Source organism: Amycolatopsis sp. MtRt-6 (genome assembly GCF_017308975.1).
Taxonomy (GTDB): Bacteria; Actinomycetota; Actinomycetes; order Mycobacteriales; family Pseudonocardiaceae; genus Amycolatopsis.
Window position 1 is genome coordinate 81,339 of record NZ_JADWPD010000004.1, and the last position, 13,820, is coordinate 95,158.

The 13,820-nt window shown below is 74.2% G+C and carries 14 protein-coding genes; 5 read left to right on the forward strand and 9 right to left on the reverse strand.

Features of this window, described 5'->3' with window-relative positions; translation table 11 throughout:
• Nucleotides 1-6: 6 nt before the first annotated feature.
• Together I4Q55_RS09050 and I4Q55_RS09055 are read left to right on the forward strand one after the other, a co-directional pair.
• Complete coding sequence (locus I4Q55_RS09050) at nt 7-1,344, forward strand: aldehyde dehydrogenase (protein WP_206785590.1); 1,338 nt, start codon at nt 7-9, stop codon at nt 1,342-1,344.
• A 143-nt stretch (nt 1,345-1,487) separates the two neighbouring features.
• A complete protein-coding gene (locus tag I4Q55_RS09055; protein ID WP_206785591.1) occupies nt 1,488-2,612 on the forward strand; it encodes an aromatic acid exporter family protein in 1,125 nt (374 codons plus the stop codon).
• A 26-nt stretch (nt 2,613-2,638) separates the two neighbouring features.
• Here I4Q55_RS09055 and I4Q55_RS09060 read toward each other — a convergent pair whose 3' ends face one another.
• The 9 genes from I4Q55_RS09060 to I4Q55_RS09100 all read right to left on the reverse strand — a co-directional run bounded on the left by I4Q55_RS09060 (nt 2,639) and on the right by I4Q55_RS09100 (nt 11,152).
• Complete coding sequence (locus tag I4Q55_RS09060; protein ID WP_206785592.1) at nt 2,639-2,824, reverse strand: hypothetical protein; 186 nt, start codon at nt 2,822-2,824, stop codon at nt 2,639-2,641.
• 96 nt (nt 2,825-2,920) lie between these two features.
• Nucleotides 2,921-3,526 (reverse strand): flavodoxin family protein, encoded by a 606-nt coding sequence (locus I4Q55_RS09065; protein WP_206785593.1) that lies wholly within the window; start codon nt 3,524-3,526, stop codon nt 2,921-2,923.
• Nucleotides 3,523-4,833, reverse strand: coding sequence for a UDP-glucose/GDP-mannose dehydrogenase family protein (locus tag I4Q55_RS09070; RefSeq protein ID WP_206785594.1), 1,311 nt, complete (start codon nt 4,831-4,833; stop codon nt 3,523-3,525). The genes I4Q55_RS09065 and I4Q55_RS09070 overlap by 4 nt, the downstream gene beginning before the upstream one ends.
• Nucleotides 4,826-5,776 carry a glycosyltransferase family 9 protein gene (locus I4Q55_RS09075; RefSeq protein WP_206785595.1) on the reverse strand — a complete coding sequence of 317 codons (951 nt, stop codon included), beginning with the start codon at nt 5,774-5,776 and terminating at the stop codon, nt 4,826-4,828. Before I4Q55_RS09075 ends, I4Q55_RS09070 begins: the two co-directional genes overlap by 8 nt.
• The gene (locus I4Q55_RS09080) at nt 5,767-6,453 is read right to left on the reverse strand and encodes an SDR family oxidoreductase (RefSeq protein WP_206785596.1); all 687 of its coding nucleotides are present in this window, start codon (nt 6,451-6,453) and stop codon (nt 5,767-5,769) included. Before I4Q55_RS09080 ends, I4Q55_RS09075 begins: the two co-directional genes overlap by 10 nt.
• Before the next feature lie 23 nt (nt 6,454-6,476).
• Nucleotides 6,477-7,844, reverse strand: coding sequence for a PfkB family carbohydrate kinase (locus I4Q55_RS09085; RefSeq protein ID WP_206785597.1), 1,368 nt, complete (start codon nt 7,842-7,844; stop codon nt 6,477-6,479).
• Nucleotides 7,841-8,401: an SIS domain-containing protein gene (locus I4Q55_RS09090; RefSeq protein ID WP_206785598.1), complete on the reverse strand. Its 561-nt coding sequence runs from the start codon at nt 8,399-8,401 to the stop codon at nt 7,841-7,843. Before I4Q55_RS09090 ends, I4Q55_RS09085 begins: the two co-directional genes overlap by 4 nt.
• Complete coding sequence (locus tag I4Q55_RS09095; protein WP_206785599.1) at nt 8,401-10,074, reverse strand: carbamoyltransferase C-terminal domain-containing protein; 1,674 nt, start codon at nt 10,072-10,074, stop codon at nt 8,401-8,403. The genes I4Q55_RS09090 and I4Q55_RS09095 overlap by 1 nt, the downstream gene beginning before the upstream one ends.
• Before the next feature lie 112 nt (nt 10,075-10,186).
• The gene (locus I4Q55_RS09100; protein WP_206785600.1) at nt 10,187-11,152 is read right to left on the reverse strand and encodes a UDP-glucuronic acid decarboxylase family protein; all 966 of its coding nucleotides are present in this window, start codon (nt 11,150-11,152) and stop codon (nt 10,187-10,189) included.
• A 73-nt stretch (nt 11,153-11,225) separates the two neighbouring features.
• Here I4Q55_RS09100 and I4Q55_RS09105 point away from each other — a divergent pair, with 73 nt between their 5' ends.
• Genes I4Q55_RS09105 through I4Q55_RS09115 form a run of 3 tightly spaced genes read left to right on the forward strand, consistent with a single transcriptional unit; the run spans nt 11,226 to nt 13,815 of the window.
• Nucleotides 11,226-12,083 carry a polysaccharide pyruvyl transferase family protein gene (locus tag I4Q55_RS09105; protein ID WP_206785601.1) on the forward strand — a complete coding sequence of 286 codons (858 nt, stop codon included), beginning with the start codon at nt 11,226-11,228 and terminating at the stop codon, nt 12,081-12,083.
• A complete protein-coding gene (locus I4Q55_RS09110; RefSeq protein ID WP_206785602.1) occupies nt 12,080-12,946 on the forward strand; it encodes a glycosyltransferase family 2 protein in 867 nt (288 codons plus the stop codon). Before I4Q55_RS09105 ends, I4Q55_RS09110 begins: the two co-directional genes overlap by 4 nt.
• On the forward strand, nt 12,925-13,815 hold the full coding sequence (locus I4Q55_RS09115) for a glycosyltransferase family 2 protein (RefSeq protein WP_206785603.1): 891 nt from the start codon (nt 12,925-12,927) through the stop codon (nt 13,813-13,815). The genes I4Q55_RS09110 and I4Q55_RS09115 overlap by 22 nt, the downstream gene beginning before the upstream one ends.
• Nucleotides 13,816-13,820 lie beyond the last annotated feature (5 nt).

Sequence of the window (13,820 nt, forward strand, 5' to 3'; positions counted from 1 at the left end):
GTGCGGATGATCGAGATCCGGAACCCGGCCGACGGCGGCGTGGTGGGCACGGTGCCGACCGCGGGCGACGACGAGATCGACGCGGCACTCGCGCTGGCCCGCCGGACCCGGGCGCGGTGGGCCCGGACGCCGGCCGCCGAGCGCGGGGCACTGCTGCACACCGCGGCCGAACGGCTGCGCGCGCACGCCGACGAGCTGGCGAAGACGAACGAAGCGGAGACAGGGAAGCCGCGGGACGAAGCGCGCGAAGGCGTGTTGGCGGGGGCGGGCACCTTGGACCAGTACGCCGAACTCGGCCCGGTCCACCGCGGCCGCAGCCTGCTCGGCGACGTGGGCGCGACGGACCTGATGGTGCCCGAGCCGCACGGCGTCGTCGTGGCGCTGACGCCGTGGAACGACCCGGTGGCGGTGGCGTGCGGGCTGCTGGGGGCGGCGCTGGCGACCGGGAACACGGTGGTGCACAAGCCGAGCGAGCGCGCACCGCACACCGGGCAGCTGCTCGGCGAGGTGCTCGGCGGCGTCTTCCCGGGCGGGGTGCTGCAGACCCTGCAGGGCGACGGCGCGGTCGGCGCACTCCTGGCGATGCGTTCCGAGGTCGACGTGATAGCCCACGTCGGCAGCACGGCGACCGGCCGGTCCATCGCGGCGAGCGCGGCCGCGACGGGGGCGAAGACCTTGCTGGAGAACGGCGGCAACGACCCGCTGGTGATCGACGAGGACGTCGACCCGGCGTGGGCGGCCGGTCAGGCGGCGCTGGGCGCGTTCGCGAACTCGGGCCAGATCTGCGTGGCGGTCGAGCGGATCTACGTGTGTTCGGCGATCGCCGAGCCGTTCCTGGCGGCGCTGGTGAAGGAGGCCGAGTCGCGGACGGTGGCCCCGCTGGTGGACCGGCGCCATCGCGAGCACGTGCATTCCCACGTCGCGGACGCGGTTTCCCGTGGCGCTCGGCTGTTGACGGGCGGAACGGTGCCGGACGGTCCGGGCGCGCACTACCCGGCAACGGTCCTGACCGGGTGCGGGCCGGAGCTGCGGGTGATGACGGAGGAGACGTTCGGCCCGGTGGCGCCGGTCCGGGTGGTGTCGAGTTTCGACGAGGGTCTGGCGGAAGCGGCCAAGGGCGAGTACGGCCTGGCGGCGACGGTGCTGACGGCCTCGATGGCGCACGCGCAGCGAGCCTGGCGCGAGCTGCCGGCGGGGACGGTCAAGGTGAACAACGTGTTCGGCGGAGCGCCCGGAGGGGCGGCGCACCCGCGCGGCCGGAGCGGGAGCGGGTACGGGTACGGGCCGGAGCTGCTGGACGAGATGACCCAGACGAAGCTCGTGCACATCGCGCCGCCGGCATGACGGGACAGCGGGAGAGACGGACGAGTGAGGAGGACCGGCCGGGCTCGCCGGGGGAGACGGATCGCGGTGGCGGGGCTTCGGCGGGCCGGGCACCTGGGCGGCCGAGTGGTGGCTCCGCACCGGACGGTGACCGGCGTGGCCGGTTGGCTCGCGCACTCCGTCTCCCCGCCGGCGGCTCCCCGGACGACGAGCGGCACGACCGCACCCCGATCGGCTGGTTCGCTCGCGCCCTCCGGGTTCCCGGCCGGGAACGCCGCGTCCTCGTCCAGAGCGCCAAAGCCACCCTCGCCGCGACCGCCGCCTGGTTGCTCGCCACCCTCGTGCTGCACCTGCCGCAGCCCTTCCTCGCTCCCTACGCCGCCGTCTTCCTCGTCGAAGCAACCGTCTACCGGTCCCTACGTGGCTGGATCCAGCAGGTCGGCTCCGTCGGCTCCGGTGTCCTGCTCGCCGCCGTCGCCGGGCACTTCATCCCGTGGCAGGCCGTGGCCCTGGCCGCCGTCGTCTTTCTCGGGTTGCTTGCCGGGAGCTGGCGGCGGTTCGGGGACTCCGGGGTCTGGGTGGGCGTCACCGGCATGCTCGTCATCTCCTACGGGACCGCCCGCGAGCCGGTCCTGCTCGGCGACCGCCTCCTCGAAACCGCGCTGGGCGCGGCCATCGGGGTTGCCGTGAACACGCTGATCTTCCCGCCCCTGTACGGCGAACGGCTGGCCGTCGCGGCCGGGCGGCTCGGGAAAGCGCAGGCCGGCCTGCTGGAGGCGCTGTCCGACCTCATCCGCCGTGACGAGCCGCCGGAAGACCTCGGCGGCCTGCTGTCCGCGGCGCAGGACACGCGCAGCCAGGTGCTGGCCGCCGAAGAAGCCGTCGGCCTGACGCGGGAAGGGCGGCTGCTGAACCTCCGCCGCGGCCGCCCCTCGGCCGGGACGCGCCACGAACGTCCGCTGAGGACGCTCATCGGGCTGTGGCCCGCGCTGTCGCAGCTGCTCGCCGCCGTGCGGACGACCGCGGCGAGCCGGCGGGAACACCCCTTCGAATACCCGTGGCTGGACGCGCGGGAAGCGCTGGCCGACCTGATGCACCACCTCGCGGGCGCCGTGCAGGCCGTGGCGGTGGCCGGCCGGCCCGTCGAACTGGACGAATGCCGGGTCCTGCTCGAAAAGCTCGAGAAGCGCCTGGTGACCGCCGAAGAAGACGGCGTCCCGGCCCGGCTCGGCCTGGGCACGATGACGTTGCCCGCGCGGCTTCTCCTGGAACAGCTGGAAAAACGGTGAAGGAGGCGGCCTTCACCCGCGGCGAGCTAGTGGACCGCGATCGCCTCGGCTTCGGCATCCGACCGGTGGCGACGGCAGGCCGTGCACACCATCGTCTGGCCCAGCAGCGTGCCGTCCCCGGACACCAGCCGGGCGACGTGCAGCGTGGGCAGGCCGCACTCTTCGCAGGGGATCGGCTTGCTGTCGCGGCTGATCATGACTCGGTTCGGCATGTGGAGCCCCCTGACGAGGATCGAAGGTCCGGCTGGGTTACCCACGTGGTCTGCGCCACACTCGTCCGGCGCAGTGATGCCACTCGAATGGCGTAATCATTGGGGCGGGTACTGCTGTTCGCGCAACAGGTTCGCCAGGTGGACGGCGTTGCGGACCAAGGTCGCGTTCGTCGAGGCCACGGCCTCGGGCGTCTCCTCGAGGTCCTGGTAGTCGCCGCCCTGCATGGCCTCGCCGTTCCAGTAGGTCGCGCCCTGGGCCGGCACCGTGAAGCCGACGTCGTTCAGCGCCTGGAACAGGTCCGCGATGATCTTGTGGGCGCCGTCCTCGTTGCCGACGACCGCGGCCACCCCGACCTTGCCGAACATCGCCGGGCGCCCTTCGTCGTCCGTTTCGGACAACTCCGCGTCGAGGCGTTCCAGCACCCGCTGCGCGACGCTCGACATGTGGCCGACCCACGTCGGGGTGGCGATCAGCAGCACGTCGGCGGCGGCGATCTTCCGCCGGATGCCCGGCCACGCGTCCCCGTCGCCCATGTCGGCCTCGACGCCCGGCCGGACGTCGTGGTCGACCACGCGGACCAGCTCGCCGGTGGCGCCGCGCTCGGCGAACAGCTCCAGCAGCTGCCGCGCGATGAGGTCGCTGCTGGACTTCGCCGGCGACGGCTTGAGCGTGCAGGTCAGCGCGAGGACGCGCAGGGTCATGACTGCCTCCGGGGATGGGTGCCGACGCCGATGTGGGCGAACCCGGCCTCGGCCAGGGCGTCGGGGTCGAGCAGGTTGCGGGTGTCGACGACGACCGCGCGGTCGGCCGCGGCGGCCAGCCGGGCCCAGTCGAGGTCCCGGAACTCGGGCCACTCGGTGAGCACGACGAGCGCCGCGGCGTCCTTGGCCACCAGGTACGGGTCGTCGACGACCTGGACCGCGCCCGTGCCGGGCACGCACCCGACGGCCGGGTCGTGCGCGGTCAGCTCGGCACCCGCGCGGGCCAGGTCGTCGGCCACCGCGAGGGCGGGGGAGTCGCGCAGGTCGCCGGTGCCCGCCTTGAAGGCCAGGCCCAGCAGGCCGATGCGGGCCCCGGCGAGGGACCCGGCGGGAGAGCCGGTCACCGCCTGCCGGACGGCCCGCACGACCCGGGCGCGCTGCCGGGCGTTGACGCGGACGGCGTCGCGCAGGATGCCGAAGTCGACGCCCGCCGACTCGGCCGCGTGCAGCAGGGCCGAGGTGTCCTTCGGCAGGCACGACCCACCCCAGCCGGGGCCGGGGGCGAGGAACTCGGGGCCGATCCGCGCGTCGAGGCCCATGGTGCGCGAGACCTCGCGGACGTCCGCGCCGAACCGCTCGCACAGCTCGGCGAGCACGTTCACGTAGGACAGTTTCACGGCGAGGAACGCGTTGCTCGCGTACTTCGCGAGTTCGGCGCTGGCCGAGTGGGTCGCCACCACCGGGGCCCCGGTCGGCTCGTACAGCCGGGCGACCCGCCGCGCCGCGGGCGAATCCGCCGGGTCGGTGCCGACCACCACCCGGTCCGGGTGCAGGAAGTCTTCGACGGCGTGCCCTTCGCGGAGGAACTCCGGGTTGGCCACCACCGGCAGGTCGTCGCGACCCAGCAGGCGGGGCAGCCGCGCCGCGGTGCCGACCGGCACCGTCGACTTGGTGACGACCACGCAGCCGGGCCGCAGCAGCCGGCCGAGCTGCGGCACGACGTGTTCGAGCACGCCGAGATCGGGGCGCCCGTCCTCGGCGGGCGGCGTCGGCAGGCACAGGAAGACGAGGTCCGTGCCGTACAGCTCGGCCTGGGCCGTGGTGAAGCTCAACGTCCGGTCGGCGAGCCCCTGGCCGACCAGCTCGGCCAGGCCGGGTTCGGCGATCGACACCACACCCCGGCCCAGCTCGTCCACTTTGGACTCTTCGGCGTCCACGCAGGTCACCCGGTGCCCGAGCCGCGCGAAGCAGGCGGCGCTGGTCAACCCGACGTAGCCCGCGCCGACGATCCCGATGTGCTCACCCATGGGCCACCCGCATTTCCAGGGCGGCTCGCGTCGCGGCCAGCACGCGCTCTTCGCCGAGCAGCAGCAGCCCGCCGTCCGGCTCCTCGCCGTGCGGGTCGCCGACGTTCCCGGCCCAGAGCACCACGTGCTGCCGGGCGGACGGCGGCGGGCCCCACAACCGCGGCGGAGTCGGACCGAACAGCAGCACCGACGGCGTGCCGAACGCGGTCGCGAGGTGTCCGACGCCGGTGTCGCCGCAGACGACCAGGGCCGCTCCGGCCACCAGCGCGGCCAGTTCCGCCAGGTCGGTGCGCCCGGCCAGCACGGCGTCGTCGCCGAGCCCGGCCGCTTCGGCGATCGAAACCGCCAGGTCGCGCTCGGCGGCGCTGCCGGTGAGCACGACGCGCCGGCCGTCGGCGGCGAGGTCGCGGACGACGGTCGCGAACCGCTCGGGCGGCCAGCGCCGGGCCGGGAACGCCGCGCCGGGGTGCACCACGACGGCGTCCGGGGCCGGGCTCGGGCCGGGCGGCACGGGCAGGCGCAGGGCCGAGCGGTCCGCCTCGAGGTGGTGGTACTCGACGAGCCGGCACCAGCGGTCGACCTCGTGCACGTCGTCGCGCCAGTCGAGCCCGGGCACTTCGGGGTAGTCGGGGTGGCGGTGGGTCAGCAGCTCGGCGGGATCGGTTCCGAGCAGGTCGTGGATGCTCTCCGGGCCGCTGCCGTGCAGGTTGACCGCGAGCCGCGGCGGGGCGCCGGGCCAGGCGAGGTCGCCGAGCCCGGACGTCGGCAGCAGCTCGTCGACCGCGTCGATCAGCTCAACCAGGTCCCGCAGGCCTTCCGGCGCGGCCAGCACCAACCGGTCGTCGGGGTAGGCCGCCCGCAGGGCCCGCAGCGCGGGGACCGCCGTCAGCAGGTCTCCGACGCCGAGCGCGCGCAGCACGAGGACCGCGGAGCTCACGGCCACGACCCCTCCTCCGACGCGCACACGACCATCTCGCGGACTTCGGCGCCCGGCGGCTGCTGGAGCGCGAACACGACGGTGTTCGCGACGTGCTCGGGCTGGTTGAGCTTCGCGTCCGGCGGCGGCTTGTACTGGTCGGTGCGGTCGTCGAAGAAGTGCGTCCACATCCCGCCGGGGACGAGCAGGGTGACGCCGACGCGGCCGGCCAGCTCGGCGGCCAGTGCCCGGGTGAAGCCGACGACGCCGAACTTCGAGGCGCAGTAGGCGGTCGCGTCGCTCACCGCCTTGATGCCCAGGGTGGACGCCACGGTGACGACCGTGCCGTGCGAGCGTTCCAGGTAGGGGAGCGCGGCGCGGATCACCGCGGCCGTGCCGAGCAGGTTCACCTTGACGACCCGCTCCCAGTCCTCTGTGGACACGGTGGCCAAGGGTCCGCAGGCGTCGGTGCCGGCCGCCGTGAAGACGCCGTCGAGTCCACCCGCGCGCTCGGCGAGATCGCGGACCGCGGCCTCGGTGGCGGCGGTGTCGGTCAGGTCGGCTTCGACGTATTCGGCCGGGTCCTCGGGTCGGACGCGGTCGAGGATGTACGGGGTGCCGCCGGCCTTGCGGACGGCGTCGACGGTGGCGGCACCTAGTCCGGACGCGCCACCGGTGATCAGGACGTTGCCGAGGGGTCGCATCGCTCTCCTTCGCGGGCAGAGGATCAGGCGCTGGCCGCCGCGGCGACCAGCCGGGAGGTCGAGTAGCCGGGCACGGTCGGGACGAGGACGACCTCGCCGCCGTGCCGTTCGACCACTTCGCGTTCGGGCAGGTCCGCGTCCGCGTAGTCGCCGCCCTTCACCCAGACGTCCGGGCGCAGCCGCTCCAGGACAGCCGTGGGCGAAGGTTCGTCGAACACGGCGACGGCGTCCACAAAGGACAAAGCCGTCAGCAGCCGGGCCCGGTCGCGGTCGCGGACCAGCGGGCGGCCGGGCCCCTTGAGGCCCCGCACCGAAGCGTCGGAATTGAGGCAGACGACGAGCGCGTCGCCGAGGGCGCGGGCCTGCCGCAGCAGGCTGACGTGCCCGGGGTGCAGGAGGTCGAAGCAGCCGCCGGTGGCGATCAGCCTGCCGCCGGTCTCGCGGATCCGCTCGGCGAGGCCGAAGGCGTCGGTCGCCGGCTGCGGGTCGGGCACCGGTCCGTCGTTCGTGGCCAGCGCGGTCGCACCGCCGGTGGCGACGAACCGGGCGGCCGCTTCGACCGCGGTCACCACGGCTTCGGTCGTGTCGGCGCCGCCGAGCAGGGCCGCGGTGGCCGCGGCGGCGAACCGGTCGCCGGCCCCGCACGTGTCGGGCGCGGGGTGGCCCGGCGTCCGCGCCGCGGCGGGGATCGGGACGGTCGTTTCGCCGAGGCCGTCGGCGAGCACCGCGCCGCGGGACCCGACGGTCACCGCGACCGCGTCGGCGTGCCAGTGGCCGCGCAGCAGCTTGGCCAGCTCGGCCGGTTCGTCGTGCCCGGCCAGCACCGCGCGCGCCTCGGCGAGGTTCGGGGTGACCAGCCGCGTGCCGGGTACCGGCTGCGCGCCGCGGGGGTGCGGGTCCCAGACCACCGGGATCCGCTCGGCCAGCTCCCGCAGGAGCCGCCGGACGTCCGGGTTGCGCGTCAGGCCGCGGCCGTAATCGGCCACGAGGATCGCGCCGGCGTCCGCCAGGACGTCGCGCACCCGGGCGGGCAGCGGGTCGGTGGTCGCCGTGCCGTCGCCGGAATCCAGGCGCAGCAACGACTGCCCGCCGGCGCGGACGCGGGTCTTGCACACCGTCGCGCCGCGCAGCGGCAGCGGCAGCACGGTGACGTCCGGTTCCAGCAGCCCGGTGAGCGCGTGGCCGCCTTCGTCGTCGCCGAGCGGGGTGACCAGGACGACCTCGGCCGCCGACCGCGCGGCGAGCAGCGCGGCGAGACCGGCCCCGCCGGGGCGGCGGCGCCGGGCCGTCAGGTCGACCACCGGCACCGGCGCCTCCGGGCACAGCCGCTCGGCGGTGCCTTCGGCGTCGACGTCCAGCAGCGTGTCGCCCAGGACGACCAGCGGCTTCACGCGGTCACCCCGAGCGCGTCGTCGAGCGCCGCGCACAGGCCGTGGACCAGCGCCAGGTGCATCTCCTGCACGGTCGCGACGGTCGGCGCCTCGACCGTCACGGCGTCGTCGCACAGGGCGGCGAGGGGGTTGGGGGCGGGCCCGGTCAGGGCCCACGTCGTCACGCCGAGCTCGTGCGCGGCCTTGGCCGCGGCGACGACGTTCTGGCTGGTGCCACTGGTGGACAGGCAGACGAGCACGTCACCCGGCCGCCCGTGCGCGCGCACCTGGCGGGCGAAGACCTCGTGGTCGCCGTAGTCGTTGACGATGGCCGTGGTCGCGGACGTGTCCGCGTGCAGCGCGATGGCCGACAGCGGCTGCCGCTCGTCGCGGAACCGGCCGACGAGCTCGCCGGTCAGGTGCTGGGCTTCGGCGGCGCTGCCGCCGTTGCCGCAGGCGAGCAGCCGGCCACCGGCCTCGAACACGCCGGCGAGGTGCCGTCCCCACGCGAGTATCTTGGGGGCGGATTCGCGGGTCCGGCCGGCCGCTTCGGCCAGCGCGGCGAGATGAGCTTCCATCACAGCACCTCCTTTTCCTCCGGCGACGCCGCGCCGGGTCGGGTGGGGCGGGGACGCCGGAGCACGAACGGCCCCAGCGCGAGCAGGTCGATCGGGGCCGAGCCGAAGCACTCCAGCGCGTCCCGGGGCGAGTCGACCATCGGGCGGCCCGCGGTGTTGAGGCTGGTGTTGATCACGACCGGCAGGCCCGTCCGGCGTTCGAAGGCGGCCAGCATCCGCGCCAGCACCGGGTTTTCGCGTTCTTCGACGGTCTGCACCCGGGCCGTGCCGTCGACGTGCGTGACGGCCGGGATGCGGTCCCGCCAGTCTTGCGCGACGTCGTGCACGAACAGCATGTACGGGCTGGGCAGCGGGCCGCGCGTGAAGATCTCGGCTGCCCGCTCGGCCCGCACCATCGGCGCCACCGGGCGGAACTGCTCGCGGCCCTTGACGTCGTTGAGCCGCTCGAGGTTCGCCTTGCGGCCCGGGTGGGCCAGCAGCGAGCGGTGCCCCAGTGCCCGCGGGCCGAATTCGGCCCGGCCCTGGAACCACGCGATGACTTCGTCGTTCGCGAGCGCTTCGGCGACGGTCTCGGCGAGGTCGTCGGGCCGTTCGTAGGGCAGCTTGGCCTTGATGAGGATCTCTTCGAGCTCTTCGTCCGTCCACCCGCGACCGAGCCCGGCGTCCCCCATGGGCGTCCCGCGTTCCCCGGCGTCGGCGGCCAGCTGCAGGGCCGCGCCGAGCGCCGTGCCCGCGTCCCCGGCGGCGGGCTGCACCCAGATCCGGTCGAACGGGCCCTCGGCGTGCAGCCGCGTGTTCGCGACGCAGTTGAGCGCGATCCCGCCGGCCATCGCCAGGTCGCGCTGGCCGGTGGCCTCGTGCAGCCAGTCGGCGAGTTCTAAGAGGATGTCTTCGAGGACTTTCTGGACACTCGCGGCGAGATCGGCGTGCCGCCGCGTGAGTTCTTCGCCGGGTCCGCGCCGCGGGGCGAGTGCGGCCAGGTCGACGCCGGACGCGTGGAAGCCGCCGTCGCCGGTCACGTGGACATGCTCGCAAAGCTCGTCGAGGAACTCCGGCTTGCCGTAGGAGGCCAGCGCCATGACCTTGTACTCGTCGCTGGACCGCGCGAAGCCGCAGTGCTCGGTGAGGTCCTCGTACAGCAGGCCGAGCGAGTGCGGCAGCCGCTGGGCCGCCAGCTCCTTGAACCGCCCGTCGCGGTATTCACCGGCCAGGTAGGACGTGCTTTCGCCGCGGCCGTCGGCGACGAGCACGGCGCAGTCGCCGAACGGCGCGGCGAGCGCGGCCGACGCGGCGTGCGCGACGTGGTGCCGGACGAACTTGACGATCTTCGGGTCCAGTCCGGGCAAAGCGGACTTCAGGAACAAGGGTGCCCGCTTGGCGAACTCCGTTCGCAGCTCCTCGCCGCTGGGGTCGTGGCCGGGCAGGCCCGGCTCGACCAGCGCGGGGTCGTAGGAGTAGCCGACGGCGTCGAGGTCCTTCGCGGACAGTCCCGCCTCGGCCAGGCACCAGGCGGCGGCCTGGGCTGGTTGCTCCCAGGTGGAAAACGGCACCGCCTGCTTGCCGTGCTTGCGGCGGCTGAAGCGTTCTTCCTCCGCCGCGGCGACGATCTCCCCGTCCACCACCAGCGCTGCGGCCGGGTCGTGGAAGACGGCATTGATCCCGAGTATGCGCATCGACCTGCCTCTGGCGTTTCGGCGCGGACTCGTCGGGCCCGCTCTCGCCTATAGCGCTACCCGGCGAAGTCGTTGATAAACGATCGCGGGCAAAAGCCCTGGGCGTCGCTACTCACCGCGACGGCGCCCGGCGGAACCACGCCGCAGTGCGACGGAGGCCGTCGCCGGCGTCGATCTTCGGTTCCCAGCCGAGAACATCGCGGGCGAGGGAGATGTCGGGGCAGCGGCGCCGGGGGTCGTCGACGACGGCGTCGACGTACTGGATGGGGGAGCCGGAGCCGGTGATGTCCTTGATCCGTTCCGCCACTTGACGGACGGTGAGCTCGTCGGGGTTGCCGATGTTCACCGGCCCGGGGTGGCCCGACCGCGCTAGGGTGAGCAGGCCGCGGACGGTGTCCTCGACGTAGCAGATGGACCGGGTCTGCTCGCCGGTGCCGGTGACCGTGATCGGCTCGTTCTTGAGCGCCTGGACCAGAAACGCGGGGATCATCCGGCCGTCGTGGGCGCGCATGCCGGGGCCGTAGGTGTTGAAGATCCGGGCGATGGCCGTGTCGACGCCGTACTCGCGGCGGTAGGCCGAGGTCAGCGCTTCGGCGTAGCGCTTGGCTTCGTCGTAGACACTGCGCGGTCCGATCGGGTTGACGTTGCCCCAATACCCTTCGCGCTGCGGGTGTTCCAGGGGGTCGCCGTAGACCTCGCTGGTCGAGGCGAGCACGAACCGGGCGCCGTCACGGCGGGCCAGTTCCAGCGCGTTCTCCGTGCCGTGCGCGCCGGCACGCAGCGTCTCGATCGGGAGGGCCAGGTAGTCGCGGGGCGACGCGGCCGAAGCGAGGTGGAACACGACGTCGGCTTCGCAGCCCAGCGGCATCGGCTGCGTGACGTCGTGGCGCACGAACCGGAACCGTTCGTGGCGCCGCAGGGCGTCCAGGGTGTCCGCCGAGGACGTCGCGAGGTTGTCCACGGCGATCACTTCGATGTCCTCTTCGAGCAACAGCTCGCACAGGTGGGCGCCGACGAAGCCGGCACCCCCGGTCACCACCGCACGTCCGAACCGCCTGGTCACTCCCGGATCCGTCATGCCGTGGCGGCTACCCGGCGCCGGTGGCCGCAAAACCGTGTAAGGGGGTGGAGAGCGGGTAAGCGTCCCGACCATGCGAGTTCTGCTCACCGGTTGGGCCAGTTTTCTGCACGGGGAAGCCACGGCGGGTGACGTCCTGAGCCTGCGCGCGGCGGCGGACGCGCTGACGGAGGCCGGGATCGACCACCGGATCGCGTGGAGTCCCGGCTTCCGGCCCGCCGCGCTGCACCTGCCCGACGCGCCACCCGAGGACTACACGCACGTCGTGTTCGCCTGCGGCCCGGTCCACGGGCCGCAGGTGCGTTCGCTGCACGAACGCTACGCCGGCTGCCGCCGGATCGCGGTCGGCGTGTCCGTCCCGGACCCGGAAGACCCGGCGGTGACGGGGTTCCACCGGGTCTTCCCGCGCGACGACGGCGGCACCGCCGAACTCGACCTGTCGCTCGGCGCGTCGGTGTCGCCGACGCCGGTGCTCGGCGTGATCCTGGCACCGCACCAGCCCGAATACGGCGGCGCGGGCCGCCACGGCGCCGTCCACGAGGCACTGACCGGCTGGCTCGCGCGCCGGGACTACGCCCGCGTGCCGCTGGACACCCGGCTCGCGCACGAGGACTGGGAGCGGTGCGCGACCCCGGACCAGTTCGCCGCGTTGGTGTCCAAAATGGACGCCGTGGTGACGACCCGGCTGCACGGCCTGGTGTTCGGGCTCAAGGCCGGCGTGCCGGTGCTCGCCGTCGACCCGGTGGCCGGCGGCGGGAAGGTGACCGCGCAGGGCAAAGCGCTGGACTGGCCGGTGCTGGCCACCGAAGACGTCCGCGACACCGCGTTGCTCGACGCCCGCCTGAAGTGGTGCCTGGCCGCGCCGGTGCGGCCGCCCGCGCACCCGCCGTCCCTGACCGCGCTGGTGGATGAGCTGGTGGGGCCGCGGTGAGCGCGCGCACGACCGTCGTCATCGCCACCCGCAACCGCGCCGCCGAGCTGGGGCGCACCCTGACCCAGCTGTCCTCTTTGGACCCGCCGCCGCCGGTGATCGTGCTGGACAACGCGTCCGAGGACGACACGGCGGAGGTCGCCGGGAGGCACGGATGCGTCCGGGTGATCCGCCTGCCGCAGAACCTCGGTGCCGCCGCGCGCACGCTCGGCGTCATCGCGGCCGACACGCCGTACGTCGCCTTCAGCGACGACGACTCGTGGTGGGCGCCCGACGCGCTCGCCGAGGCGGAGCGGATCTTCGACGAGCACCCGCGCACCGGCCTGCTCGCCGCGCGCACCCTCGTCGGCCCGGAATGCCGGGACGACCCGGTGACCCCCGAGATGGAGCGCAGCCCGCTGGGGCACCCGGACGGCGCGCCCGGGCCGCTGGTGCTCGGCTTCCTGGCCTGCTCCGCGATCGTGCGCCGCACGGCGTACCTGCAGGTGGGCGGGTTCAGCCCGCTGCTGCACTTCGGCGCGGAGGAGCAGCTGCTCGCCTACGACCTGGCCGCGCGCGGCTGGGAGGTCTGCTACGTCGGGCGCCTGCGCGCCCACCACCACCCGTCGCGGTCGCGGCCGCCGTCGTCGTGGCGGCGCCGGGCGGAACTGCGCAACCGGCTGCTCATCGCCGTGCTGCGCCGCCCACCGCGCGTCTGCCGCCGCGAGGTGGCGCGGACGCTGGTGCGGGCGCCCGGAGCCGTGCTCGGCGCGGTCCCGCGGCTGCCGCGCGCGCTGAGTTCCCGCCGCGTCCTGCCCGCCCACGTCGAACACCAGGCCCGGACTCTGGAAAGGACCACCGAATGGCGCGAATCTCGGTCGTGATCATCACCTGCAACCGCCGCGAGCAGCTGCGGGAGACCCTGGCGCACATGATGTCCTTGCCGGACGCCGCGCCGGTCTTCGTCGCGGACAACGGGTCCGCGGACGGTACGGCCGACATGGTCGCCCGCGAGTTCCCCGGCGTCCGCCTGTTCCGGCTGGCGGAGAACCTCGGCGCGGTGGCGCGTAACGTCGCCGTCGAGGAGGTGACGACGCCGTACGTGGCCTTCTGCGACGACGACACGACGTGGCAGCCCGGCGCGCTGACCCGGGCCGCGGACCTGCTAGACGCGTATCCCGGTCTGGGGTCAGTGACCGGGCGTTGCCTGGTCGAGCCCGGCCTGGCCGAGGACCCGATCACGCCGGAGCTGCGCGAGTCGCCGGTGCCCGGCCCGGACTGGCTGCCGGGGCCCGCGCTGCTCGGCGTCATGGCGGGCCTGACGGCGGTGCGCGTCCGCGCGTTCCGCGAGGTCGGCGGCTTCTCGACCCGGATGTGGCTCGGCGGCGAGGAGGAGCTGTTCGCCCTGGACCTCGCCGCGCGCGGCTGGTGGATGTGCTGGGCCGAGGACGTGGTGATCCACCACGCGCCGTCGAAGCTGCGCGACCCGCGCCACCGCAGGCGGCTCGGCATCCGCAACACACTGTGGACACTGCTGCTGCGCCGTCCTTGGCCGGCGGTCTTCCGCCGCGGCCGCGAGGTGCTGCGATCGGCGCCGTCCGACCGGGCCACCGCGGCGGCGCTCCTGGACGTGGCCCGCGGCCTGCCGTGGGTGCTGCGGGACCGCAAGGTGGTCCCGCAGCACGTCGAGCACGGGTTGCGGCTGCTGGAAGCACCGCAGCGCGAGTCGAAGGCCCGCCGCTACGTGGGCTGACGCGG

Excerpts from the sequence above, each read along its gene's own strand:
- I4Q55_RS09050 (WP_206785590.1), top strand. The coding sequence starts at position 7 with ATGATCGAGATCCGGAACCCGGCCGACGGCGGCGTGGTGGGCACGGTG.
- I4Q55_RS09060 (WP_206785592.1), bottom strand. The coding sequence starts at position 2,824 with ATGCCGAACCGAGTCATGATCAGCCGCGACAGCAAGCCGATCCCCTGC.
- I4Q55_RS09065 (WP_206785593.1), bottom strand. The coding sequence starts at position 3,526 with ATGACCCTGCGCGTCCTCGCGCTGACCTGCACGCTCAAGCCGTCGCCG.
- I4Q55_RS09070 (WP_206785594.1), bottom strand. The coding sequence starts at position 4,833 with ATGGGTGAGCACATCGGGATCGTCGGCGCGGGCTACGTCGGGTTGACC.
- I4Q55_RS09080 (WP_206785596.1), bottom strand. The coding sequence starts at position 6,453 with ATGCGACCCCTCGGCAACGTCCTGATCACCGGTGGCGCGTCCGGACTA.
- I4Q55_RS09090 (WP_206785598.1), bottom strand. The coding sequence starts at position 8,401 with ATGGAAGCTCATCTCGCCGCGCTGGCCGAAGCGGCCGGCCGGACCCGC.
- I4Q55_RS09095 (WP_206785599.1), bottom strand. The coding sequence starts at position 10,074 with ATGCGCATACTCGGGATCAATGCCGTCTTCCACGACCCGGCCGCAGCG.
- I4Q55_RS09100 (WP_206785600.1), bottom strand. The coding sequence starts at position 11,152 with ATGACGGATCCGGGAGTGACCAGGCGGTTCGGACGTGCGGTGGTGACC.
- I4Q55_RS09105 (WP_206785601.1), top strand. The coding sequence starts at position 11,226 with ATGCGAGTTCTGCTCACCGGTTGGGCCAGTTTTCTGCACGGGGAAGCC.
- I4Q55_RS09115 (WP_206785603.1), top strand. The coding sequence starts at position 12,925 with ATGGCGCGAATCTCGGTCGTGATCATCACCTGCAACCGCCGCGAGCAG.